Here is a 25,091-nt window from a genome sequence, read left to right as displayed (position 1 = left end):
GTTTTAACCAATGAACTTTAACACCAGGTCCTTTACCGCCTTACAGGCCGTTTCCAGCTCGTCGTTCAGCACAATGGCGTCAAATTCATGCGCAAAGGACAGCTCGTAACGGGCTTTAGCCAGGCGCTCCTCCAGGGAAGAGGGGGTTTCCGTGCCCCGCTCGCTGAGGCGCAGGCGGAGCGCCTCCAGGGAAGGCGGCTGTATAAAAATGCTGAGCGCAGCCTCCTGGTACTTTTCCTTGATGGAAAGCGCGCCTTTTACGTCTATGTCCACCAGGGGCACCTGCTCATGGTCCCATATGCGCTGCAGCTCGCTTTTGAGAGTGCCATAATATTTGCCGGCGTACACCATTTCGTATTCGGCAAAGGCGTCCTCTTCTATTTTGCGGTGAAACTCCTCCGTGGTCAGGAAATAGTAGTCCTTCCCGTGCACTTCTGCTTCCCGGGGCCGGCGTGTGCTGGCGGAAATGGAAAAGGCCAGTTGCGGCAGCTCCGATAATAGTTTTCTTACAATAGTGGTTTTACCTGCACCGGACGGCGCAGTGATGATGATGATCTTTTGCGATGACATCCTTGCTTGAAATTACACTCTCTTAATATCCGCACCCAGTTTCCTGAGCCTTTCATCAATATACTGATAACCGCGGTCTATCTGTTCAATGTTCTGGATGGTGCTTTTGCCTTCGGCGCTGAGGGCGGCGATAAGCAGGGCTACACCAGCGCGTATGTCGGGCGATGACATGGTGATGCCTCTCAGCAGGTGCTGGCGGCCCAGCCCTATCACTACGGCGCGATGCGGGTCGCAAAGTACGATCTGTGCGCCCATGTCTATCAGTTTGTCTACGAAGAACAGCCGGCTTTCGAACATTTTCTGGTGGATCATGACGCTGCCCCTGGCCTGTGTGGCTACTACCAGCACAATGCTGAGCAGGTCCGGCGTAAAGCCCGGCCAGGGATGATCGTATACGGTAAGGATGGAACCGTCCAGGAAGGTCTGTATCTCGTAAGATTCCTGGGCCGGTATATAGATGTCGTTGCCTTTCAGCTCCAACCGGATGCCCAGTTGGCGGAATTTTTCCGGTATAATGCCCAGGTGCTCCACGCCGGCATTGCGGATGGTGATCTCGCTTTGCGTCATGGCAGCCAGGCCAATGAAAGAACCGATCTCTATCATATCAGGCAGCATGCTGTGGCTGCAGCCTTTAAGGGAGCTTACGCCTTCAATGGTGATGAGGTTGGAACCTACCCCGCTGATCCGGGCGCCCATGCTGTTCAGCATTTTGCAGAGCTGTTGTATATACGGCTCGCAGGCGGCATTATAAATGGTGGTGGTTCCCCGGGCCATTACGGCGGCCATTATAATATTGGCGGTACCGGTAACGGAGGGCTCATCCAGCAGCATGTAGGCGCCTTTCAGGCCGTCTGCCGCATCCAGGCGGAAAAAATTGTCGTCATTGTCATACACAAAGCGCACACCCAGCTTCTCAAACCCGATGATGTGGGTATCCAGGCGGCGGCGGCCTATCTTGTCGCCGCCGGGCTTGGGAATATAGGCCTTTCCAAAGCGGGCCAGCAGGGGGCCGGCAATCATTACGGAGCCCCTGAGCCTGCCGGACTTCTTTTTGAATTCCGGGCTCTGGAGGTAAGCCATATCGATCCGGGCGGCGGTAAACTCACAGGTATCGCGGCTGATGCGGTTTACCTCTACGCCGATATCACTCAATAATTCTATCAGCAGGTTCACGTCCAGTATGTCCGGTATATTGCTGATGGTCACTTTTTCCGGTGTCAGCAATATTGCGCTGATAATCTGTAAAGCTTCGTTTTTGGCACCCTGGGGCGTAATTTCCCCCTTAAGACGATGGCCGCCTCTTACTTCAAAAGCGCTGCTCACTTGTTCCTGTTTTTGTATTTATTGCTGTGTTTACTGGTTTTACCGTTGCTGCTCTTGTACTTGTTCTGCTGGTAGGTTTTGCTGCGCTTGGCGCCGCCTCCGCCGCTGCCTGCACGGTGGAAATCGCTGGGGGGCGGGGTGTAGCTGGTGCCGCTGCCCGCCTGGTATTCCAACTGCCCCTCTGTAATGGCAGCCAGTTCGGATTTTACAGCGTCATCATGCACGCTTTCCTTGTGCCAGTTGCTGTAGGCCAGCTTCATGTAGTTGCCAATGCACTGGGCAAAGCCTTCCCGCTTTTCCTGGTCGGTCTCGTGCATGGCCTTTTCAATAACGGCCTCCAGGTTCCGGCCGAAGTGGCGGAGCTTGGGATATTTTTTAGGATATTCCAGCCTTTCCGGCTTGTACTTTAATGTTTCGCGGGTGGGGATGGGATACGGAGATTCCACATCCAGCTTAAAATCGGAGATCAGGAAAAGGTGATCCCACAGTTTATGCCTGAAATCTTCTACGTTACGGAGGTGGGGGTTTAACGTGCCCATCAGCTCTATTAAAGCCATGGCATTGCTCTGGCGCTGGTCTCTGTCCTCTATGGTCAGCAGGTATTCGATCATCTTCTGGATGTTCCTGCCATACTCCTTCATTATCAAATGGTTGCGAGTGGTATTATATTCCATTATCTGAATTTAAAAACAATAATTTCAACTGGATTGTTAGTCAACTTACGGGAAGAAACAAAGTAGGGAATAAAATGTACTTTGTACTGTGAAGTAACCGTACCTGCAAACTTAGCAAAAAAAATCATATATAGCCTCAAAACATTGGGGTTCCGGCGGACCTTAGAAAAACATTAACACATGCGACCGGCATTTCCTGCCAGGTAGCATGTTGACAGGGCTCCGGGGAGACCATTAAAAATTCAAACATTCACCATGAAACAGTTAAAAAATAAAGTTGCGCTGATAACCGGAGCCGGCTCCGGCATTGGCCGCAGTGTGGCCGAACTGTTTGCCCGGAACGGCGCCCGGGTGGTAGTAGCGGATATTGACGAAAAAGGCGGCACCGAGGTGGCGGAAAACATTGTGAAGGCCGGGGGCCAGGCCGTTTTCTTCCGCTCGGACGCGGGCAGGCCAGAAGATGCCGAATCGCTCACCGCGCAAACCCTGGCGCACTACAAGCGGCTGGACATTGCCTGCAACAATGCCGGCATAGGCGGGGAAAGCGCTCCGGCAGGCGAATACGCCATCAGCGAATGGCAGAAAGTGATCGCCATTAACCTGAACGGGGTTTTCTACGGCATGCGGTACCAGATACCGGCCATGCTGCAAAACGGCGGCGGGGTGATTGTGAACATGGCGTCCATACTGGGGCAGGTGGGCTTTGCCAACTCCAGCGCCTATGTAGCCGCCAAGCACGGGGTGGTAGGGCTTACAAAATGCGCCGCCATGGAATATGCCAGCCAGGGCATCCGCATTAATGCAGTAGGGCCGGGCTTTATTGAAACACCCTTGCTCACCCGGCACATGACGGAAGAAGCGATGCAACAACTGGTAGCGCTGCACCCCATAGGACGGCTGGGCCAGCCGGAGGAAGTGGCAGAACTGGTGCTCTGGCTTAGCCTGCCGGCATCCTCTTTTGTTACGGGCGCCTACTATGCGGTAGACGGCGGATATTTAACAAGGTAAAAGGAAAATTTATGCCCCCTATCCTGCTCTTACACGGCGCATTAGGCAGCCGCGCGCAATAGCAACCGCTGGCGGCCATGCCGCCAGGCACGCCCTACCCGGTGGAAAAAGCAGACCTGGCGCTGCTGGCTACCCTGCTGCAACGCTTTGTAGGTGAATAATGCCTTAAATACGCGCTAAATAGTTTTTACTGTACGCTATACAGGAAGAAGGCGTGAAGCATCTCTGTTTTTCACAACGCGTGGCGGTAATTTACTCTACTACATTAATGGTACGGTAAAAGCTCTCCTCCAGTGAAATGAGGGTTTCCGTTCTTTCTATTCCCTTGATCTTCTGTAATTCATCATGGAGTATCCGGCGGAGCTGGGTTATGTCCTTGCAGATGATCTCCGCGAACATGCTGTAGCTGCCGGTGGTATAGTTCAGGCGCACCATTTCCGGTATCTTGCGCAGCTCCTTGGCCACGGTGTCATACATGGAGCTTTTTTCCAGGTAGATACCGATAAAAGCGATCACGTCGTACCCGATCATTTTTAAATCTACATGTAATTTTGTACCTTTAACGATACCAAGCTCTTGTAATTTCTTCATCCTAACGTGGATCGTGCCGCCGGAAACGAACAGTTTCTTCCCCAGGTCGGCATAAGAGATCTCCGCATTGTTCATCATCTCGCTGATGATCTGAAGATCAAGTTTGTCAATATTCAAATTGTGACTCATTTTTACAATTTGTTTTTGATTATATTAAACACACTTGCAAATATTTAAAAAATATCGAAATTTCAAAAATTTTTCTTAAAAAATTTGCAAAAAATCCCCCCTGTATTTAGATTTGCATCATTGAAAGTACAGAATCAGGGTACTGACAGCACTTTCAACTGAATATTGTGGGGTGATGGAATTGGCAGACATGCCCTCTTGTCTCGGGGGTGGGGAGTTCGGGATAAACGTAGCATAATGGGTTGACCACTAATCTTATTTGTGCTAAGGCTAACCGCCCCGTGAAGGTTCGAATCCTTCTCCTACAGCCGGAAGCGGCCGTTTCAGATCAAATGGAACGGCCGTTTTTTATTGCCTGCAACCGTCTTTCCTGCCTGTGTTCCAACCTGTGTACCATTTATTTTAACGTGAAAATGAAATACTTTTGCTGCCGATGGGACAGAAGAAACTGCAGCGCTTTGCTGAAATAGAAACATTTCCGAACGTATTGATCTACCCGGAAGGCATGCAGGGCCGGTGGCGGGCGTTTTTCAAAAATACCCATCCGCTTACCCTGGAGCTGGCCTGCGGCAAAGGCGATTATACGCTGGCCCTGGCCCGGCACTTTCCTGAAAGGAACTTCCTGGGCGTGGACCTGAAAGGCAACCGCATCTGGCGGGGCGCTAAAACCGCCCTGGAAGAACCGCTGCCCAACGCGGCCTTCCTGCGTACCCAGATAGAGCAACTGGGCCAGTACTTTGCGCCGGGAGAGATCTCGGAGATATGGATCACCTTCCCGGACCCCTTCCTGCGCAAGTCAAAATCCAAAAAGCGGCTTACGCACCCCCGGTTCCTGCAGGTGTACCAGCCGCTGCTGGCGCCCGGCGCCACCATCAACCTGAAAACGGACTCCGAAGAGCTGTACGCCTTTACACAGGAGGTAACAGCCGTATGTGGCTGCAAAGTGCTGGAAGACATACCGGACGTGTATGCGCTGCCGGAAGTACCGCCGCTGCTGCAGATAAAGACCCATTATGAAAGGATGCACCTCAGCAACGGGCGCACCATCCGGTTCATCCGGTTTACCCTGCCGGAAGCACCTATTGACTGGCGGCAGATCAAGCTACCTTCTGATGCAGCTACCACTGAAGGAACATATTGATTTCTATTATAACCGGGACGGCTATATGGTGTTCACGGAAAAATACCACCTGGAAAGGGGGTATTGCTGTGGCAACGGTTGTAAACATTGTCCATTTGATTATGAAAACGTACCGGAGCAAAAAAGAGCCCGCCTCCTTGCCCAGCGCCGGCAGCAGGAAAAAGGCCCCGACTGACACACATTCGTTTTTTGAAAGGGTGTACGAGCTGGTAAGACAGGTGCCCCGGGGACGGGTCACCACTTATGGCGCGCTGGCCGAGGCCTCGGGACTGAAGATCACCGCCCGCATGGCAGGCTGGGCGATGTATGCGGCAGACCGCGCCCAACCGCCCATACCGGCGCACCGCGTGGTGAACAGCAGCGGGATGCTGAGCGGCAAAGACCATTTCGCCACCCCTACCCTCATGCAGGAATTACTGGAACAGGAAGGGGTTACGGTAAAGAATAATAAGATACAAGCATTTAAAACCGTATTTTGGGACCCGTCTGAGCCGGAAAAAGTAAAAAAACGAAGTACAAAAAGGGACAAGGGTGAAAAGTAACGCCAAATCTGCACCGTTATGTCGACACTAAAGTTAAAACTGGACCAGGACCAACTCATAGAGGATTTCTTCGACAGCACCCACCTGCTGGGCGTGGTGTCCACTGCCCGGGACTACCAGCTCTGCTGGCAGATCAACCGGCAATTGCACTACCAGTTCAATGTTAACAATTCGCTGGAGATCAACCTCAGCAAGCACCAGCGGTCCTTCTACTTCAGCGTGTTCGAGTACCAGGAGCCTACCAAATCCGTTGCGCATTACTTTTACAACAATCACTGTAAGGCGGAGTTTTTGCTGCCCGAACTGAGACATATAGACTACCTGTGGCTGATCAAGGGAGACTATTATCAGCAGCAGGATGTAAAAAAATTAATCGAAGAACTACGCCACGTTGAGCTTGTACAATTAGTATCTTTATTGGATCTTAGAGAGATAAAGAACAAAATGAATCTTATTTTTTAAAACGCAGGACAGTACACCGTTGTAAGATTCCCTGATCAGCTCCGTGCATATTATTGTTTGATACATAAAACTTATTTTATGTGGCAAGAGAAAGATAATCGACTGTACCGTTCTTTCCAGTTCAGCGATTTTAAAGAAGCATTTGCTTTTATGACCAAGGTGGCGCTGGTAGCGGAAAAAATGGACCACCATCCCAACTGGACTAATGTGTACAACAAGGTGGATATATACCTCAGCACACATGATGCCGGCAACGTGATAACAGATAAGGATCACCGGCTGGCAAAGGCCATAGACGGTTTGTTATAAAACTTATACCAGCGCCCGTGAACCGCATCTGTTTTTTACTGTTGTATGTATGTTACTCCACCAGCACCTTTGCACAACTACCCGCTGAAGATACTTTAACGCTTGACCTGGGAGCGCCCCCGCCCAGCGTGGACCTCCGTTCCTATATCTACAGCCTGGAAGCACAGGAGGATCAGCCGCTAAGCCTGCAGCAGGCGGCCAGCCGGCGCTTTACCCATGATCCGCAACTGTTTCATACGGATAAAAGGAACAACGGGCGGGATCATGACCTGTGGCTGAAGCTGCACGTGCGCAACACGGGCCTGAAAGATTCCAGCCTTACACTTTTTACCGGCTGGCATGACTATATGTACTGGTATGCAGCAGCGGCAGACGGCACCTATACCCTGCTCTCGCAAACCGGGCTGATGCTGGACAAGGGTGGCGTGGAAAGGTGGGAGCGCTACGGCTTTCCTGTACGGGTGCCCGCCGGGCAAACACGCACCTTCCTGCTGCACATTGTTAATAAATCATATGACGAGAACGCCCTGATGCCCGTGCTGTATAATGCGCTGCAGTATGAGCGCTTCCGTAATGAGCAGCTTAGCACCTACCGCGGGGAAGCGGTGGTGATACAGGTGTTGCTGGGCATGCTGCTGGTATTCCTGAGCATTGCGGTCATTAACTACATACAGTTGCCGGACCGGTCTTACCTGTATTTTGCAGCCTACATACTGGGGCTCATCCTGTTCTTTGCGCTGCGCCTGGAGAGCAAGCCCTACCAGTTGTCTGTTTTTCACCACTGGCCCATGCTGAAGTACTACTGGGACATCCCGGCCCTGCTCTTCTGTTTTTACCTGATGTACGTGCTGTTCGGCAACGCCTTCCTCAACCTGCGGGAAAGGTATCCCTACATGGAGCAGGTGTTCAGCATTGTAGCGGCCAGCACCGGCGGTATTATCATCATCTGCTTTTACTGTATTGCCCGGGAGCGGTATCATTTACCGGGCATTATTTACAGCTATGTATACCTGGGCACCCTGCTGCCGCTGCTGATGGTGTTTGTGGCGCTGGCCAGGCGGTCCCGCCACCACCCGCTCGTGCGCTTCTTTTTGTTCGGCTCCCTTTGTTTTTACCTGGCCTGCCTGGGCTCTTTCCTGATGCAGATACGGCCGCTGGGGCTCATCAGCGCGTTGGGTGAACTGTCTGCCCCTTCCATGCTGATGATAGCCGGGGTGCTGCTGCAGGCCATGTTCTTCCTGGCGGGCCTCAGCTACCGCAACAAACTGGCGCACCTGGAGCGCACCAAGACCCAGGAAATGCTGATCAAGCAACTGAACAAGAACAAGGAGTTGCAGCGCAAGCTGAACGAGCAACTGGAAGAGCTGGTGAAGGAACAGACCTCCGAAATACTGCGGCGCAAGCAGGAGCTGGAAGAGCAACGGCAGATACAGCTTGACATTGAGTACGATAAAAAGCTGACGGAAATAGAGCTCAAGGCCATCCGTGCGCAGATCAACCCGCACTTTATCTTCAATTGCCTGAACTCCATACAGTTATTCGTGATGCAGCGGGACTATGAATACGCGCAGAAATACCTGTCGGACTTTTCTTACCTGATCCGCAAAACACTGGACTTTTCCCGGCGCAATTTTATTTCCCTGACTGACGAGATCACCTACCTGAACACTTACCTGGGGCTGGAGAAAATGCGCTTTGAAAACAAAATGGAGTACGATATCCGGGTAGATCCCACTATCAATACCACGGAGCTGGAAGTGCCGGCCATGCTGCTGCAACCCTACGTGGAAAATGCCGTAAAATATGGCATGACCAACCCGGACCAGCCCATCGGGCGGCTGACCATCCATTTCCGCCAACTGGCAGGTGATATGCTGGAATGTGTGATAGAAGATAACGGTATAGGCATTAACCGTTCAAAAGAACTGCGTACCTTGCCCAAGCATCACCAGTCATCCGGTATGGAGATCAGCTCCAACCGGGCCGAGTTGCTGAATAAAATGTATAATACCGGTATCCACATAGAGATAATCGATAAATCTGTGCGTAACTTTACCGAAAGCGGTACGATCGTGAGGATACTGATACCGCAGCTATAGCCAACAGATTCCGGTACCCCATAATAACGGATAGTAAATGATAAAAGCAATTATTATTGATGATGAGCGGAACAGCCGGGACATTATTGCCCTTATGCTCGGCAAATACTGCCCGCAGGTGGATATTGCCGATACGGCCTCTGACTGTGCGGACGGCATCAGCAAAATAAAGCTGCATCAGCCGCAACTGGTTTTCCTGGACCTGGAAATGCCGGACGGCACCGGCTTTGATGTGCTGCAAGGCACACAGGAAACACCTTTTGAAGCCGTGTTCGTAACGGCTTTTGAAAAGAAGTTCCTGCACGCCATCCGTTTCAGCGAGGTGGAGATCATCCTGAAGCCCATTGATAAAGAAAGCCTGCTGCAGGCGGTGCAGACGGTAACGCGGCGCATAGAGCAGCAGGCCAGCAAACACCGCTACCGCGTATTGCTGGACAATTTCAACCACGGGAAGCAAACCTCCTGGAACCTGCTGCTGCCGCTGGCCGGCGGGCAGGAAACCACCATTCATACCACCGCTATCGAGTACCTGGAATCCTGTACGGACAAATGCGCGTTTTACATGGATAATGGTATGGTGCTGTACGCAGAGCGTAACTTCCGCCATTACGCGGACCTGCTGATCCCCCTGCGTTTCTACCAGGTGAATAACACGCAGATGGTGCAGTTGTCGCATATCCACCGGGTGGCGCAGGACAGCCAGCACATACAACTGAACAGTGGTGCGCAACTGGAGATCACGGAAAGGAGAAAAAAGGACCTGCTGAGCTTTTACAACCGGTAAAATGCCGATTTTGGCAACATTTTAGCTATATAACGGTTATATTAATTACCATAGACTATGAAAAAGACTTTAAAAATTGTTTGCGGAATATTGGCTGCGGGCGTGCTGTTCAGCAGTTGCGTAGTGCACCGGGAGGCCGGGAACCCGCATGGCATACCACCCGGCCAGCAGAAAAAGATCTACGGCACAAAATCCGCCAAACCGTTTGCACCGGGTCAGCAGAAAAAACAATATTGATACGTTGAGTTGATAAAAAGAACGCTCCGGCAAGCCGGAGCGTTCTTTTTATATAGTGCTTTATAAAGTTTACCCGTTCATGGATATCAGGAACTCTTCGTTGTTCTTTGTGCCACGCATGTGCTGCAGCATAAAGTTCATGGATTCCTCCGTATTCATATCCGCCAGGTGGTTGCGCAGGATGTAGATACGCTTCAGCATATCCTTGTCCAGCAGCAGCTCGTCGCGGCGGGTAGAGGATGCGGTTACATCTATGGCCGGGAATACGCGCCTGTTGGCCAGTTTGCGATCCAGTTGCAGTTCCATGTTACCGGTACCCTTGAACTCTTCGAAGATCACTTCATCCATTTTGGAGCCGGTGTCTATCAAAGCGGTAGCCAGTATGGTGAGGGAGCCGCCGTTCTCTATTTTACGGGCAGCGCCAAAGAACTGTTTCGGTTTCTGCATGGCGTTGGCTTCCACACCACCGCTCAGCACTTTACCGGAAGCGGGAGCCACGGTGTTGTGCGCACGGGCCAGGCGGGTAATAGAGTCCAGCAGGATCACCACGTCATGCCCGCATTCTACCAGGCGTTTGGCTTTCTGCAATGCGATGGCGGATACCTTCACATGCTTTTCTGCCGGCTCGTCAAAGGTAGAGGCGATCACTTCGGCCTTTACGCTGCGTTCCATGTCCGTTACTTCTTCCGGGCGCTCATCTATCAGCACTACCATCAGGTATACTTCCGGGTGGTTGGTGGCGATAGCGTTAGCTACTTCTTTCAGCAGCATGGTCTTACCCACTTTAGGCTGCGCTACGATCAGTCCGCGCTGGCCCTTACCGATGGGGGTAAACATGTCCATGATGCGGGTAGAGTAGTTATTGGAAGTAGTAGTAAGCCTTAATTTTTCAAAGGGGAACAAAGGCGTCAGGTAGTCGAAAGGCACGCGGTCGCGCACTTCTTCCGGCTGCTTGCCGTTGATGGTTTCCACTTTGAGCAGGGCGAAATATTTCTCTCCTTCTTTCGGCGGGCGCACGGAACCTTTTACGGTGTCGCCGGTTTTAAGACCGAACAGTTTTATCTGGGAGGGAGAAACGTAGATATCGTCCGGGGAGCTGAGGTAATTATAGTCGGAAGAGCGCAGGAAGCCATAGCCGTCCGGCATCATTTCCAGCACGCCTTCGCTCACGATAATGCCGTCAAACTCGATGTTGAACGCAGGTTCCTTTTTGGGAAAGCGTTGCTGCTGGCGGGCCGGCAGTGGTTCTATCGGCATGTCGTCGGGCAGCACAAAATCGTCTTCTTCCTCTTCTTCTTCTACTGCGGGCGCTTCCTCTTCCTGTATGTCTTCTGTGAAAGCGGGTAACACAATGTCCTCGTCGTCATCAAAAGTAAGGGAGGGAATGCTGTCCAGGTCTATATCGAAGTCTTTTGCTTTGGGTTTGGAGGCGGTTTCTTTCTTTGGTTTTTCTTTTTCTTCCTCGGGCTCGGCAGCGCTTTTGGATTTGGCGGTGGTTTTTCTTCCGCGTTTGGCTGGTTTTTCATCTGCGGTAGCAGCTTCTTCAGCGGCTGGCGTTTCTTCTTCTTCTTCGTCTTTTTTTACAGGTTTCCGTTTACGAGTTTTCTTTTCTTCACCGTTGGCCGGGTTACCTTCAGAGGCCATGACGGCCTGCTTGTCGAGGATCTTGTAGATAAGATCCTGTTTGCTGAGCTTCTTTGCGTTGGTTACATCCAGCTTCTCGGCAATGTCAAGCAGCTCAGGAACGAGCATGTCGTTCAATTGTAAGATGTCGTACATCATTGTGAGTTGTCTAATTTTAGGAGTGTGTTGAGGCGGGTACCACTACATACCAACATACACCAATTACAAATAATTGTTTTTTTGAGTCCAATAAATTTAATTTGGTTTATTAAATCTGATAGGGATTGCTGAGTTCAGGACTGCTGATGAAGATGGAAAAATAAACTTGATCAGACAGATTGTAAATGCAAGATTAATACAAGTTTTACTAATCTCCAAAAAAAAGTGGCCATCTCCGGGGCCCAGAAACCATTGCCCATAGCCACGCTCCTGCATCCTGCCCTGTTCCAACCAGTCCTGTGGCCGGTTTCGCCGCTCCCCGATCTTCATCCGGTTACAGCCCCTACCGGCAGCTTTCCTGCAGATTTAACATTTTTTTATGCCGGTCCCTTTTTCCGGGTGGGATGCCGGCAGGTTATGGACTCTGACCTTTAACCCTTATTTTTGCAGTCCAATAAAACAAATACTATACAAGTTATGAGCCAAAGAGTGAAAGTCAAGCAGATCTTGTCAGATGACAAAGTGCAATATGACGTAACGGTAAAAGGTTGGATACGGTCATTCCGGAACAACCAGTTTATAGCATTGAACGACGGCTCTACCAATAATAACCTGCAAATAGTAATAGACCCGGCAACAGACCCGGCCGTACAGAGGCGGCTCACCACGGGTGCGGCCATCAGCGTAAAAGGGGAGGTAGTAGCTTCCCTGGGCAAGGGCCAGCGCGTGGAGGTAAAAGCCCGGGAACTGGAAATACTGGGCGACTGCGACCCGGAAAAATACCCCCTGCAGCTTAAAAACCGCCCCAGCCTGGAATACCTGCGCGAAATAGCGCACCTGCGCTTCCGCACCAACACCTTCGGGGCGGTGTTCCGCGTCCGGCATGCCCTGGCCTTTGCCGTACACCGTTTCTTTAACGAACGGGGATTTGTATACCTGCATACGCCCATCGTCACCGCCTCCGATGCAGAGGGCGCGGGCGAAATGTTCCGCGTTACCACGCTGGACCTGAAAAACCCGCCGCTGACGGAACAGGGAGACATCGACTTTTCGGAGGATTTCTTTGGCCGCCCTACCAACCTGACGGTATCCGGGCAACTGGAAGGCGAGCTGGGCGCTATGGCCTTTGGGGATATCTACACCTTTGGCCCCACATTCCGGGCAGAAAATTCCAATACGGCCCGCCACCTGGCAGAGTTCTGGATGATAGAACCGGAAATGGCCTTCTATGACCTGGAAGACAATATGAACCTGGCGGAAGCCTTTATTAAGTCCGTGATCGCCTATGTGCTGGAGCACAACCGGGAAGACCTGGAATTCCTGGCGCAGCGCCTGGCCGACGAGGAAAAGCAGAAACCCCAGCAGGAGCGCAGCGACATGGGCCTGCTGGAAAAACTGGAATTTGTGCTCAACAACGAGTTTGTGCGCATTACCTACACGGAGGCTATTGACATCCTGAAAAACAGCAAACCCAATAAGAACAAAAAGTTCCAGTACCCGATAGAAGACTGGGGCGCCGACCTGCAAAGCGAACATGAGCGCTACCTGGTAGAAAAGCATTTCAAAAAACCGGTGATCCTCACGGACTACCCCAAGGCCATCAAAGCCTTCTACATGAAGCAGAATGATGATGGCAAAACCGTGCGCGCCATGGACATTCTTTTCCCCGGCATCGGGGAGATCGTGGGCGGCTCCCAAAGGGAGGAGCGCTATGACAAGCTGGTGGAAAGAATGGAAGAGCTGCACCTGCCGGTAGAAGAGCTGAGCTGGTACCTGGATACCCGCCGCTTTGGCGCCTGCCCCCACGCCGGCTTTGGCCTGGGCTTTGAGCGGCTGGTACAGTTTGTTTCCGGCATGGGCAACATACGGGACGTAATACCCTTCCCCCGCACGCCCAAGAATGCAGCGTTTTAGAAAATTCCAAATCCCAAATTCCAAAATGGCGGTAATCACTTAACTATTTGTAACCGTTCAGTATTATTGATGGCCTGCTCCCATTTTGGAATTTGGAATTTGGAATTTTCCTTATGGATTTCCCGCACTAACGCATCTACATATACGAAAGCTTCTTTTCCTCATCTGTAAATCGTTATTGTATGGCTGAGATCAATACCGCCGCCACCGGACGCGGCCAGGGAGGCGTACGCCGCAAAGTATTGTCCACCCGGGTAGACATGACGCCCATGGTAGACCTGGGCTTTTTACTCATCACTTTTTTCATGCTGGCCACCACGCTGGCAGCCCCCAAAGCCATGGACCTGGCGCTGCCCCGCAACGACGGCGATTCCATGCAGTTGGCCGACAGCAAGGCCCTCACCATTATGCTGGGCGGCAACAACCGCATTGCTTATTACGAGGGGATGGGTAATGACCCCGCCCGGCCGCCGCAGGTACGGCATACCAGCTTTGCCATGCACAAAGGCATTGGGGATGTAATACGCGCCAAACGCCGGCAGGTAATGGAACGGCATGGTAAAAATGAGCTGATGGTGCTCATAAAAGCCGACTCCTCCGCCAATTACAGGAACATGGTGGACATAATGGACGAAATGCTGATCAATGATGTGCCCCGCTATGCGCTGGTAGCCCTGACGCCTGCTGAACAGGAAATGCTGCGCTGAAGCGCTGCCGGTTTTCATGGATTTTAACCCGTTCCTTTACCGGAACGGGCCAACCAGTAAGTATAGGTTGCTTTCAACTGCCCGGCGCTTTATATTTACTTACTACAGCCAGGCATTATACACGGTATACAACAACAATTCGATCAAATGGCGATGTAACGGCTTCCATTCAATTCCAAATGCCTTTACTATGTCAACAATTACCCCCGCCGTGGATACAGCGGCCATGATGAACAGTGACAAAATCGCCGCTTTTAAGGCCACCCTGCGTGGCGAGTTAATTGAGCCCGGAGACCCGCAATATGATACCGCCCGCAAGGTATATAACGGCATGATAGACTGCCATCCCCGTTTTATCGCCCGCTGTGTGGACGAAGCAGACGTTATCAACTGCGTTCATTTTTGCCGGGACAACCAACTGCTGACGGCCATCCGGAGCGGCGGCCACAACGGCGGCGGCCTGGGCGTATGTGATGACGGCCTGGTAATAGACCTCTCGCGTATGAAAGGCATTTCCGTAGACCCGGATGCACGTACCGCCTGGGTGGCGGCCGGCTGCACCCTGGGAGATATAGACCATGCCACGCATGCTTTTGGGCTGGCTACTCCCAGCGGCATTATTTCCACCACCGGCGTAGGGGGCATTACCCTGGGCGGCGGCCTGGGCCACCTGACGCGCCGGTATGGGCTGGCTATTGACAACCTGCTGGCAGCCAACATGGTATTGGCCGACGGCCGTTTTGTAAAAGCCAGCGCTACGGAAAACGCGGACCTTTTCTGGGCTATCCGGGGCGGCGGCGGCAATTTTGGCGTAGTCACCTCCTTCCTGTTCCGGCTGCACCCCATCAGCCAGGTATACGGCGGTCCCATGCTTTGGGAAATGGAACATGCCACAAAGATCCTGCAATGGTACCGCTCCTTCATCTGCATCGCCCCGGAAGAGCTGAACGGCTTCTTTGCATTCCTGACCGTACCGCCGGCGCCGCCTTTCCCCGAGCACCTGCACAATAAAAAGATGTGCGGCGTGGTGTGGGCCTATACCGGGGAAGCGGAAAAGGCGGAGGCCCTGCTGGGCAATATCCGCAGCCAGGAGCCGCCGGCGCTGGAACTGCTGCACTACATACCGGTGCCCGCGCTGAACAGCATGTTTGACGCCCTGTACCCGCCCGGCCTGCAATGGTACTGGAAAGCCGATTTCGTGAATGAGCTGAGCGATGAAGCCATTGCAGAGCATGTAAAATTCGGGGCACAGTTGCCCAGCATGCATTCTACCATGCACCTGTACCCGGTAAACGGGGCGGCCCGGCGCGTAGACAATACGGATACCGCCTGGAGCTACCGGCAGGCCAACTGGGCGGAGGTGATCGTAGGCGTAGACCCCGACCCGGGACATAACGATGTGATCACGGCCTGGACCAAGGCCTACTGGGAGGCCCTGCACCCCTATTCCGCCGGCGGCGCTTATGTAAACTTTATGATGAACGAAGGGGAAGAGCGGGTAAAAGCCACCTACGGCGAAAACTATGAGCGCCTGGTAGCGGTGAAGAACAAGTATGACCCCGGCAACCTGTTCCGGGTGAACCAGAACATTCGCCCCACTGTTGTTTGATTGAAGATAGTCCCGTATATTTAGTAACGGAGGATAAAAAATATCCTCCGTTACTTTTTTTATGCGCAAAACGGCATAAAATACGTTATAGAAAAGAACTGTGTCACACTTTTTATTACGGGACCTACAACATGTTAATACCCTGCAGAAAAAAACCAATGCCACTGAGCAGCAAGGCGCCTTACCTGTGGACGGCCCTGTTGCTGCTACTGGGATGCCTGAGCGCTTGCGATAAGGAAACGATGGAAAGAGCGCTGCCCGCATTCGGGCCTGCTGCTGCAGATGCCCAGGGCGGCACCTGGCGAACAGTGGTACTGGAAAGCGCTTCGGAAGTGCGCATTCCCGCTGCCGCCACCACGGGCAGCGCCGCCTACCAGCAGGAGATCAGCCAGATCGTACAGCTCCAGGCCAGCCTGATGGATACAGACCGCGCGCTCATTAATCAATGGAGAGGCAGCGGCATTTTACGCTGGAATGAAAAACTGCGCGCGCTGGTGGCCAAATACAACCTGCCCCCGGACCCCGATGCTGACAGTGTTCCTCCATTTTCCTTTGCACATCCTGCCTACGCGGCCCGTGCCTATGCCGCTTTTAATGTGGCGGTATACGACGCCATGGTTAGCTGCTGGTACTACAAGTTCCTCAACATGCGGCCGCAGCCGGCGGTGATCAGCGGGCAGATACAATCCCTGGAACCTTACCAGATAGAGCTGCCCGGCTATCCTTCAGAGGATGCCGTGGTGGCGCAGGTAGGCTACCGTTTGCTGAAGGCGCTGTTCCCTCAGGACAGCGCGTCATTACTGGAAATGGCGAATGCGCAGAAGAAGGCGAAACTGCTGTCCGGCATTGCTACTTTCAGCGATATTGCCGGGGGGGAAGCCATTGCCGATTTTGTAACGGACAAGGTGCTGGCCAGGCTGCGTAAGGATGGCCTGGAGCAGGCGCTCCGGCAGGTTGCGCAGCAGAAGCTTCTTCCTGCTGCAGATACGATACTGCGTATCAGCGGCGGACCGCGGGAAAACCCGGAAATTTCCAGCCAGCCGCCGGCATTTTTTGATGATATCATATTGTGGACGCTTTCCGTTGCCGAGCGGGACTCCCTGCGTCCCGGCCCGCCTCCCGCCCCCGGGTCGCCGGGCTTTAATGAAGCGCAGCAGGAATTACAGCGCTACAGGCAGGAGCCCGGCGCGGCAGCGCAGCTTGTAGCAAAACAGTGGGCGGACAGCGCAGGCTCCTGCACCCCGGCCGGCCACTGGAATGAAATAGCCTGCGCCAGCATCGCCCGGCAACGGCCTGGCGAACTAAGGGTGGCCCGCGCCCTTTGCCTGCTGAACCTGGCCCTCTGCGATGCCGGCGTTTGCGCCCTGGAGGCCGGCGCCCGCTATGCTTACCTCCGCCCGGCAGGGCAGCCGGCAAGCGCCTCCTGCCACGCCGCATTTGCAGGCGCTGCAGCTACCGTATTGGGCTACCTGTTTCCCGCAGATGCGCAACGCTTTAGCGACATGGCCGGGGAAGCCAGCCTGTCTCGTATATACAGCGGCGCGCAATACCGCTTCGAGGCGGACAGCAGCCTGCAATACGGGAAGGAAATAGGCAGCTTTGCCGTAAAACTGGGGCAGGCGGATGGCAGCCGCTAAGGCAGTAAAATTTATATTTTGCTTTTTTACGGTACCTTTATTTCTCCTAAAAAATCCATTATGGCAACAGTAACACATTCCATCCCTGTTGTGGACCTCGCCGCCTTTACCTCCGGCGACGCTAAAAGCAAGACCGGTTTTGTGCAGGCGCTGGGAAAAGCCTACGAGGAAGTAGGCTTTGTAGCGGTAAAGAACCACGGCATCCCCGACGCCCTGATCGCGGATCTCTACAAGTACGTGCAACGTTTTTTTGCATTGCCCCCCGATACCAAGTACCAGTACGAGATACCGGAGTTGGCGGGTCAGCGCGGCTACACCTCTTTCGGGAAGGAACATGCCAAGGGATTTGACGCGCCGGACCTGAAAGAGTTCTTCCAGTTCGGGCAAACCGTGGAAGATGAAGACCCCATTAAAGAAGAATACCCGCCTAACGTGGAAGTAAAGGAAGTACCGGAGTTTACCCCTACCTTTTTCAAGGCCTACCGCGCCTTTGAAAAATCGGGCCGCTACCTGCTGCAGGCCATTGCCCTGTACCTGGACCTGGACGAACATTATTTTGACGGCAAGATCCATAACGGCAATTCCATCCTGCGCGCTATCCACTATCCTCCTATCACGCAGGAGCCCAGGTCCGCCATCCGGGCAGAACAGCATGAGGACATCAACCTCATCACCCTGCTGGTAGGCGCTTCTGCAGACGGGTTGCAGATACTGGACAAGCAAAACAACTGGGTACCGGTCACCTCCCTGCCCGAACAGATCGTAGTGAACGTGGGCGACATGCTGCAGCGCCTGACCAATAACCGCCTGAAGTCCACAACCCACCGCGTGGTAAACCCGCCCCGGGAAATGTGGCATACCAGCCGTTACTCCATTCCCTTTTTCCTGCATCCCCAATCCGGTATGCGGCTGGACTGCCTGGAAAGCTGCGTGGATGCTGCGCATCCGCTGGAGTACGCGCCTATTACTGCCGGGGAATACCTGGACGAGCGGTTGAGGGAAATCGGGCTGAAGAAATAAATTCCAAATCCCAAAATCCAAATTCCAAAAAGAAACATATACCTTTCAACTAAAGGCAGACGGTTTTCATTACTGGTACGTTATCCCGTTTGGAATTTGGATTTTGGGATTTGGAATTTTAGCATTTGGAATTTCGCAAATTTATGTTTCTACGTCATATTCCTTTTTTAAAAGCTGTATTATTCCATAGCATCACCGCTTACGGGGGGCCCCAAGGCCACCTGGCCATGATGATGAAAACCTTTGTGAACCAGCGTAAAGACGTTACGGCGGAGGAGCTGATGGAATACAATGCTTTCTGCCAGTTGCTGCCGGGCGCTTCTTCCACCCAAACGCTTACCCTGATAGGTTTCAAACGCGGCGGGGTGCCCTTGGCCGTTGTTACCATGCTGATATGGGTAACGCCGGCCTGCCTGCTCATGGGCTCCCTGAGCTTCCTGCTGCAGTATTTTGACAAGAAGGCGCTGGACGTGGACATATTCAAGTATGTACAGCCGATGGCCGTAGGCTTCCTGGCCTTTGGCGGCATCCGGGCCTATAGCATCAGCATCCGCAACAAGGCTACCTTTTTTATTATGCTGGTGGCCATGCTGGGCTCCCTGTACCTGAAATCGCCCTGGGCCTTTCCGATCCTGATCATACTGGGCGGCGTGGTATCCAACTTCAGTAACAGGCGCATACCCGGCTCCACGGAGAAACCCAGGAAGCTGCAGTGGAACAACCTGTGGCTGTTTGCCCTGCTGTTCATCCTGGCCGGTTTTTTCTCCGAGCTGGCGCGTACGCATAACTGGATCACCCGCCGGCCGTTTAACCTGTTTGAGAACTTCTATCGTTTTGGCAGCCTGGTATTTGGTGGTGGCGACATGCTGATAGCCATGATGCTGGAGCAGTATGTTACCCGCGCCAAAACGCAGTTTATGACCGCAGAAGAGCTGCTCACCGGCGCGGGCATTATGCGGGCGCTACCGGGGCCTACCTTCTCCATGTCCGCCTATGTGGGCGGCATGGTAATGCGTAACCTGGGCATGGGCTACCAGTTCCTGGGCTGCCTGCTGGCCCCCCTGGCCATTTTCCTTCCCAGCCTGCTGCTGGTGCTTTTCTTTTTTCCGCTGTGGCACAATCTAAAAAAATACGTGGTGATATACCGCGCGCTGGAAGGGATCAATGCGGTAGTGGTAGGTATTATGTGGGCGGCCACCTTTATGCTGTTCTTTGCAATACCGGTGAACTGGTATAACCTGCTGATCATGCTCACCACCCTGGCAGTGCTTTGCCTTACGCAGGTGCCTTCACCCTTTATCGTACTGGCATGCCTGTTACTGGGGTGGTGGTTATAAATTATACTCCCTGATCTTATTGTACAACGTCGTCAGCCCGATCTCCATCAGTTCTGCCGCTTTTGTTTTATTGCCGCTGGTAAAGGCCAGCACCTTGCGGATATGCTGTTTCTCCATGTCTGCCAGGCGCAGGGAACCGGTTTCGCCGGCAGGGGGGCGCCACTGAAAATCCAGGGGCAGCACGGCGGCTTCCAGTACTTCCGTGTCCGTTAGTATGATAGCCCGCTCTATTACGTTGCGCAGCTCCCGGATATTGCCTTTCCACACGTGCTGCTGCAGGGCCTGCAGGAAGGCGGGCGCCATACCGCTTACCCTTTTATTGAGCTTAGGCCCCAGTTGCTGTATAAACCAGCCGGCCAGCAGGGGAATATCTTCCGGGCGCTGGTTCAGCGAAGGCAACTGCACCTGGAAACCGGACAACCGGTAGTAGAGGTCTTCCCGGAAGTGGCCGGCGGCTATCTCCGCCTCCAGGTTCCGGTTGGTAGCGGCAATAATGCGTACATCCGTTTTGGTAGGCACCGCCTCCCCTACGCGGTAAAACTCACCCGACTCCAGCACCCGCAACAATTTAGCCTGCAGTTCTACCGGCATCTCGCCTATTTCGTCCAGGAAGATGGTGCCGCCCCCCGCTTCTTCGAAAAATCCCTTTCTGTCCTTTACTGCACCGGTAAAAGCCCCGGCCACGGAACCGAACAATTCGCTTTCCAGCAACTCCCGGCCAAAGGCGCTGCAGTTCACCGCCACAAAAGGCTGCTGGCGGCGCCCGCTGCCCTGGTGAATCGCCTGGGCAAAGACTTCCTTACCCGCCCCGGTTTCGCCCAGCAGCAGCACGGTAACATCTGCCGGCGCCGCTTTCTCTGCCAGCGCAATGGCCGACCGGATAGCCGGGGATTGCCCGATGATATTGTCAAAACTGTATTTGCCGCCTATCTGCTTTTCCAGGTGCCGTACCCTGAATTGCAGCAGGGCCTTATCCATGGCCTTGCTCACCAGGGGTAGTATCCGGTTGTTGTCATCCCCTTTCACTATGTAATCAAAAGCCCCGTTCTTGATGGCCTGCACCCCGTCCGCTATATTACCGTATGCCGTCAGCACGATCACTTCAGTTTCAGGATACCGGTTTTTCAGCGTGGCGGTCCAGACCACCCCGTTGCCATCCGGCAGCTTCACATCAGACAGGACCACGTGCACGGCTTCCTTTTCCAGCAGCCTGGTGGCGGCGCGGATGCTGCCCGCCTCGTGCAGCGTGTAGCCTTCCAGCGTTAGCAAACGGCTGAGCAGCTTACGCAGTTGCTCTTCATCATCAATAATCAGGATATGACCTTTGGGCATGGTGCTTCAGATAAAACAGCACAAAGGTAGGTATTTGCGCAGCACGCCTAATCTTCGTAGGTGCTTTTCTGGTTCCGCTTAAAGTACATGGCGCCCATCAGCGAGGCCAGTATGCCTACTACGCCGTTGGAGAAAAAAACGTTACTGATCAGGAACACCCAGAAATTCCTCGGCACATCTACTCCCTGCGGGCCTGTTCCCTCACTGCCCTGCGCCGCGATGGCGCTGCCGGAAGGGTTGTTTAGTGCGATCAGGTGCAGTATAATGGAAAAAATGGTGAGCACCACGGTTACCACCAGGGTAATGCGCAGGCCGATGCCGAAAAGCGCCTTCATGGAAGACTTATCCTCGTGCTGCCGGTTGTAATGCCAGATAGCAAACAGCACGCCCAGGAAAAGCACCGCGTTTACAAAGTATCCTGTCCACAGCACTGAATACGTATTGGTGGCGTAGAAAATAATAGTGAGCACCAGCGATATGACAGAAATGACCAGGCTGTACAGGAAGCCTACTTTTACGGGATGATGCGCGGTAGCCATAATTTAACTGTTTTGTTCTCCTGTAAATTTTACAAACACTATTCCATTTCTGCCTGCGCCATTTTTTCGATCTGCTGTATCACTTTCCGCAGGTCGTTCTTTTCCTGTTGCACAGGCTGCCAGAGATCGCCCATAGCCTGTATGCGGTCCAGGGTATTGCCCATATGGAAGTCCGTTACATTCAGGCCATCGTTCACCTCCTCCCACAGCAGGGGTGTGGCCACCGGCGCGCCGGGACGTGGTCGTACAGCGTAAGGCGCGGCAATGGTCTGCCCCCGGCTGTTCTGCAGGTAATCCACATACACCTTTTTCCTGCGCTGGGATTTGGCGCGCACAATGCTGGTGGTGCGAGGCAACTGCTGATGGGTTTGCCGGGCAATGTATTCGGCAAACAGGCGACAGGTTTCGTAGGTATATTTTGCACCGGTGGGTACATATATATGCAGGCCCGAAGCGCCGGAAGTCTTGCACCAGGCTTTTATTTTCAGGTGGTCCAGGATGTCCTTGATGCAGAGCGCCGTTTCCACTACGTATTTAAACCCGATGCCTTCCGGGTCCAGGTCCATCACCAGGTAATCCGGGTTATCCAGGCGGCCAATGCGGGACAGCCAGGGATTTACCTCTATACATCCCAGGTTGATCATATAGGCCAGGGTGGCTTCATTGTTACATACCAGGTAATCCACGTTCTTGTTGGAAGAAGTGGAAAAGTGCGGCAGGGTCTTTACCCAGGAGGGCGTATTTTCCAGGTCCAGGTCTTTCTGGTAAAAACTGCTGCCTTTAATGCCATTGGGAAAGCGGTGCAGGCTCAGGGGCCTGTTCTTCAGGTAGGGCAGCAGGTATTGCGCGACGGACAGGTAGTAGTCTATCAACTGGCCTTTGGTGATCTTTTCATCCGGCCAGAATATCTTCTGCTGGTTGGTCAGTGTTACTTCTTTCCCGTTCAGCTTCAGCGTGCGCTCTTTGGCGGCTGGTGCAGCCGCCTTTCTGGTAGTAGCCATGTGCAATGATTTTGCGGTTTCCTGGTGCACCTCCTGTACCGGCTTGTCTTCCCGCAGGCCCAGGAATATGGGCTGGCGCAGGTGCCCGCCTTCAGTCCAGGAGGAGAATTTTACCTGGCATACCAGCACCGGCTTTACCCAGGTAACCGGCATATTGGTTTTGATCTTTTCTTTGAATACCGATGTGCGCTGGCGCAGGGGCTGCAGCTTTTCATACAGCAGGTTGATCATGGCGCCATTCAGCCCGCCGCCGCAATGCCCTATATACCGCAGCCCGCCTTTGTCATCCAGCACACCCAGCACCAGTGCGCCCAGCTTCTTTCGGCTGCCGCGCGGCGCCGTATAGCCGCAAATGATAGCCTCCTGCTGGTTCAGTATTTTCATCTTCAGCCAGCTCATGGTGCGCCGGTTCTCTTCATACTGGCTATCTGTTTTTTTGGCTATAATGCCTTCCCATCCTTTTCCCGTGGCCTTTTTCAGCAGCTTTTCCCCATCTGTGAGCACATGATCGGAATACAGTACTGTTTTGTCATTCAACTGCCGCACTACCTCCTGCAGCAATGTTTTTCTTTCGATCAGGGGCATTTGCAGCAGGTCTTCCCCGTTCAGGTACAACAGGTCAAACACCACGTAGGTGAGCTTTCCCTTCCCGGTGGTCTTGTAATTCTGTAAAGCCTGGAAATCGGATACGCCTTTGCTGTTCAGCACTACCACCTCTCCATCCAGCACCACACTGTGCGCAATTTTCTCTACGGCTTTTACGATAGGCACATAGTCTTTGTTAAAGGAGATGTTGTTCCGGGAGTACAGGTCTGCCTTACCATTCCGCACATCGGCAATAGCGCGGTAGCCGTCCCACTTGGGCTCAAACAGCCATCCTTCCCGGCTGAAAGCTTCGTCCACCAGGGTGGCCATAGTGGGCTTATACTTTTTGGCGGTGGGTACTTTTGCTTTTGGACGGGCTTTCTTTTTACTGCCGGCGCCGGACTTCTCCTGCTGCCAGTAGCGAATGCCTTTTGCTTTTTCCCGTTCCGGCGTGTAATCTTCACTGTTATACTCCTCTTTTACGGCATAATCGTCCTTATGCTTCAGCAGCAGCCAGGAGTTATCTTCCTTGTTCTTCATCTTCACCAGGGCAAATTCTCCTTTCAGCTTGTGGCCCTTGAGCCGGAGCTTCAGGTTGCCCTCATTGATCTCGCGCAGGGCGGTTTTGTCAAAATCCTTCCCGTTGGCATTCACCAGCTCATAAGCGCCTTTGTCCCATACGTACACGGTACCTGCGCCATAGTTGCCGCGTGGTATCTCGCCGGAAAAATCCTTGTAATCATACGGATGGTCTTCCACCTGCATAGCCAGCCTTTTATCGTTGGGGTTCAGGGAGGGGCCTTTGGGCACGGCCCAGCTTTTCAGCACTCCCGCCACTTCCAGGCGAAAATCATAGTGTATACGGGAAGCATGGTGGCGCTGTATCACAAATACGTGCTTCCCCCTGTCCGCCTTGCCTCCTTTTGGCTCCGATGTTTTCTTAAAGTCCCGTTTCTGGTGATACGTGGTCAGGCTCATGATGCGCGTTTTTTACCGCCGCCGCTCAGGCTGGCCTTCAGTTGGTTAAACAGGTCGTCGCTCTTGGTGTGCACCACCTTCATTTTACGGACGGTACGGCGCTTGCCGCTGGCCTTAGCTTTGATGATCTTCATCAGCTCCGCCGTATACTCATCTTTGTACTGGCTGATGTCAAAAGGCGCGCTGTACTGTTTCACCAGCTCCTCCGCCATATCCAGCTCCTTTTTGTTGATGCGCACTTTGCTGTCCGGCAGCGACAGGTCTTCGGGGTTGCGCAGCTCCTGCTCAAAACGCAGTTGCTGCAGCAGCAGGTAGTTATCCCGCGGACGCACCACCGCCAGGTGCTCCCTGGAGCGCAGCACAAAACGGCTGAGCCCCACCTTGCCGGTTTTCTGCAGGGTTTTCATCAGCAGCTCATATGCTTTGGCGCCGCCTTTGTCCGGCTCAATGAAATAAGGCATTTCAAAATAAATGTCGTCTATTTCACTCTCCTTCACGAAGGCCTCAATCTCTATGATCTTGCTCTTTTTAGGGCTGGCGTCCTCAAAATCCGCCTCTTCGAGGATCACATATTCATCGTTGTACAGGTAGCCCTTTACGATCTGGTCCCAGGGCACTTCCTTGCCGGTATCTTCGTTCACACGCTGGTAGCGGATACGGGCATGATTTTTCCGGTCCAGCATATCCAGGTCCAGGCGGCTTTCCTGCACCGCGCTGTACAGCTTTACCGGTATGTTTACCAGCCCAAACCCGATTGTTCCCGACCAAATGGATCGCATAG

The 25,091-nt window shown here is 53.2% G+C and carries 24 protein-coding genes; 15 read left to right on the top strand and 9 right to left on the bottom strand.

Going from position 1 to position 25,091, the window contains the following annotated elements; translation table 11 throughout:
* Positions 1 to 3 precede the first annotated feature (3 nt).
* The 3 genes from gmk to LX66_RS06740 are packed head-to-tail and all read right to left on the bottom strand — an operon-like array spanning position 4 to position 2,567.
* Positions 4 to 570 (bottom strand): guanylate kinase, encoded by a 567-nt coding sequence (gene gmk, locus LX66_RS06750; protein WP_145711163.1) that lies wholly within the window; start codon positions 568 to 570, stop codon positions 4 to 6.
* Positions 571 to 582: 12 nt separating this feature from the next.
* On the bottom strand, positions 583 to 1,893 hold the full coding sequence (gene murA / locus LX66_RS06745) for a UDP-N-acetylglucosamine 1-carboxyvinyltransferase (protein WP_145711161.1): 1,311 nt from the start codon (positions 1,891 to 1,893) through the stop codon (positions 583 to 585).
* Positions 1,890 to 2,567: a DUF4290 domain-containing protein gene (locus tag LX66_RS06740; protein WP_145711159.1), complete on the bottom strand. Its 678-nt coding sequence runs from the start codon at positions 2,565 to 2,567 to the stop codon at positions 1,890 to 1,892. The genes murA and LX66_RS06740 overlap by 4 nt, the downstream gene beginning before the upstream one ends.
* Positions 2,568 to 2,822: 255 nt before the next feature.
* Between LX66_RS06740 and LX66_RS06735 the strand changes: the two genes are divergently transcribed.
* Positions 2,823 to 3,575: an SDR family NAD(P)-dependent oxidoreductase gene (locus tag LX66_RS06735; protein WP_145711157.1), complete on the top strand. Its 753-nt coding sequence runs from the start codon at positions 2,823 to 2,825 to the stop codon at positions 3,573 to 3,575.
* Between the two features lie 252 nt (positions 3,576 to 3,827).
* On the opposite strand, the gene LX66_RS06730 is transcribed toward LX66_RS06735, so the two are convergent.
* Positions 3,828 to 4,295 carry an Lrp/AsnC ligand binding domain-containing protein gene (locus tag LX66_RS06730; RefSeq protein ID WP_029465139.1) on the bottom strand — a complete coding sequence of 156 codons (468 nt, stop codon included), beginning with the start codon at positions 4,293 to 4,295 and terminating at the stop codon, positions 3,828 to 3,830.
* 433 nt (positions 4,296 to 4,728) lie between these two features.
* On the opposite strand from LX66_RS06730, the gene trmB reads away from it, so the two are divergent.
* The 8 genes from trmB (at position 4,729) to LX66_RS06690 (ending at position 9,869) form a co-directional block, all read left to right on the top strand.
* Entirely contained in the window at positions 4,729 to 5,436 is a 708-nt protein-coding gene (trmB, locus tag LX66_RS06725; RefSeq protein ID WP_145711155.1) for a tRNA (guanosine(46)-N7)-methyltransferase TrmB, read from the top strand.
* Positions 5,408 to 5,611: a DUF5522 domain-containing protein gene (locus LX66_RS06720; protein ID WP_145711153.1), complete on the top strand. Its 204-nt coding sequence runs from the start codon at positions 5,408 to 5,410 to the stop codon at positions 5,609 to 5,611. The genes trmB and LX66_RS06720 overlap by 29 nt, the downstream gene beginning before the upstream one ends.
* Positions 5,538 to 5,978 carry an MGMT family protein gene (locus LX66_RS06715; protein WP_145711151.1) on the top strand — a complete coding sequence of 147 codons (441 nt, stop codon included), beginning with the start codon at positions 5,538 to 5,540 and terminating at the stop codon, positions 5,976 to 5,978. Before LX66_RS06720 ends, LX66_RS06715 begins: the two co-directional genes overlap by 74 nt.
* Positions 5,979 to 5,996: 18 nt before the next feature.
* On the top strand, positions 5,997 to 6,440 hold the full coding sequence (locus LX66_RS06710; protein ID WP_145711149.1) for an IPExxxVDY family protein: 444 nt from the start codon (positions 5,997 to 5,999) through the stop codon (positions 6,438 to 6,440).
* Between the two features lie 78 nt (positions 6,441 to 6,518).
* Complete coding sequence (locus LX66_RS06705; protein ID WP_145711147.1) at positions 6,519 to 6,749, top strand: 4a-hydroxytetrahydrobiopterin dehydratase; 231 nt, start codon at positions 6,519 to 6,521, stop codon at positions 6,747 to 6,749.
* Between the two features lie 17 nt (positions 6,750 to 6,766).
* Complete coding sequence (locus tag LX66_RS06700) at positions 6,767 to 8,848, top strand: histidine kinase (protein WP_145711145.1); 2,082 nt, start codon at positions 6,767 to 6,769, stop codon at positions 8,846 to 8,848.
* 37 nt (positions 8,849 to 8,885) lie between these two features.
* Positions 8,886 to 9,632, top strand: coding sequence for a LytR/AlgR family response regulator transcription factor (locus tag LX66_RS06695; protein WP_145711143.1), 747 nt, complete (start codon positions 8,886 to 8,888; stop codon positions 9,630 to 9,632).
* Between the two features lie 57 nt (positions 9,633 to 9,689).
* On the top strand, positions 9,690 to 9,869 hold the full coding sequence (locus LX66_RS06690) for a hypothetical protein (protein WP_145711142.1): 180 nt from the start codon (positions 9,690 to 9,692) through the stop codon (positions 9,867 to 9,869).
* A gap of 69 nt (positions 9,870 to 9,938) precedes the next feature.
* Here LX66_RS06690 and rho read toward each other — a convergent pair whose 3' ends face one another.
* The gene (gene rho / locus LX66_RS06685; RefSeq protein WP_145712068.1) at positions 9,939 to 11,648 is read right to left on the bottom strand and encodes a transcription termination factor Rho; all 1,710 of its coding nucleotides are present in this window, start codon (positions 11,646 to 11,648) and stop codon (positions 9,939 to 9,941) included.
* A 480-nt stretch (positions 11,649 to 12,128) separates the two neighbouring features.
* Between rho and asnS the strand changes: the two genes are divergently transcribed.
* From asnS to chrA, 6 genes are all read left to right on the top strand, one after another.
* The gene (gene asnS, locus LX66_RS06680) at positions 12,129 to 13,565 is read left to right on the top strand and encodes an asparagine--tRNA ligase (protein WP_145711140.1); all 1,437 of its coding nucleotides are present in this window, start codon (positions 12,129 to 12,131) and stop codon (positions 13,563 to 13,565) included.
* A 182-nt stretch (positions 13,566 to 13,747) separates the two neighbouring features.
* A complete protein-coding gene (locus LX66_RS06675) occupies positions 13,748 to 14,272 on the top strand; it encodes an ExbD/TolR family protein (RefSeq protein ID WP_145711138.1) in 525 nt (174 codons plus the stop codon).
* A gap of 190 nt (positions 14,273 to 14,462) precedes the next feature.
* The gene (locus LX66_RS06670; RefSeq protein WP_244620317.1) at positions 14,463 to 15,881 is read left to right on the top strand and encodes an FAD-binding oxidoreductase; all 1,419 of its coding nucleotides are present in this window, start codon (positions 14,463 to 14,465) and stop codon (positions 15,879 to 15,881) included.
* Positions 15,882 to 16,039: 158 nt separating this feature from the next.
* Entirely contained in the window at positions 16,040 to 17,518 is a 1,479-nt protein-coding gene (locus LX66_RS06665; protein ID WP_145711136.1) for a phosphatase PAP2 family protein, read from the top strand.
* Positions 17,519 to 17,578: 60 nt separating this feature from the next.
* Entirely contained in the window at positions 17,579 to 18,538 is a 960-nt protein-coding gene (locus tag LX66_RS06660) for an isopenicillin N synthase family dioxygenase (protein ID WP_145711134.1), read from the top strand.
* A 143-nt stretch (positions 18,539 to 18,681) separates the two neighbouring features.
* The gene (gene chrA, locus LX66_RS06655) at positions 18,682 to 19,875 is read left to right on the top strand and encodes a chromate efflux transporter (RefSeq protein WP_145711132.1); all 1,194 of its coding nucleotides are present in this window, start codon (positions 18,682 to 18,684) and stop codon (positions 19,873 to 19,875) included.
* On the opposite strand, the gene LX66_RS06650 is transcribed toward chrA, so the two are convergent.
* Genes LX66_RS06650 through ku form a run of 4 tightly spaced genes read right to left on the bottom strand, consistent with a single transcriptional unit; the run spans position 19,870 to position 25,089 of the window.
* A complete protein-coding gene (locus LX66_RS06650; protein WP_145711130.1) occupies positions 19,870 to 21,207 on the bottom strand; it encodes a sigma-54-dependent transcriptional regulator in 1,338 nt (445 codons plus the stop codon). The genes chrA and LX66_RS06650 overlap by 6 nt on opposite strands.
* Before the next feature lie 47 nt (positions 21,208 to 21,254).
* Complete coding sequence (locus tag LX66_RS06645) at positions 21,255 to 21,746, bottom strand: hypothetical protein (RefSeq protein ID WP_145711129.1); 492 nt, start codon at positions 21,744 to 21,746, stop codon at positions 21,255 to 21,257.
* 38 nt (positions 21,747 to 21,784) lie between these two features.
* Positions 21,785 to 24,310 (bottom strand): DNA ligase D, encoded by a 2,526-nt coding sequence (gene ligD, locus LX66_RS06640; protein WP_170232347.1) that lies wholly within the window; start codon positions 24,308 to 24,310, stop codon positions 21,785 to 21,787.
* Positions 24,307 to 25,089, bottom strand: a complete 783-nt coding sequence (gene ku / locus LX66_RS06635) for a non-homologous end joining protein Ku (RefSeq protein ID WP_145711125.1) — start codon at positions 25,087 to 25,089, stop codon at positions 24,307 to 24,309. Before ku ends, ligD begins: the two co-directional genes overlap by 4 nt.
* Between the last annotated feature and the right edge of the window lie 2 nt (positions 25,090 to 25,091).

The organism is Chitinophaga japonensis, from assembly GCF_007830125.1.
In the GTDB taxonomy this organism is placed as follows: domain Bacteria; phylum Bacteroidota; class Bacteroidia; order Chitinophagales; family Chitinophagaceae; genus Chitinophaga; species Chitinophaga japonensis.
Note: the sequence above shows the minus strand (reverse complement) of the source record. Positions and strands in the feature narration are given on the sequence as shown.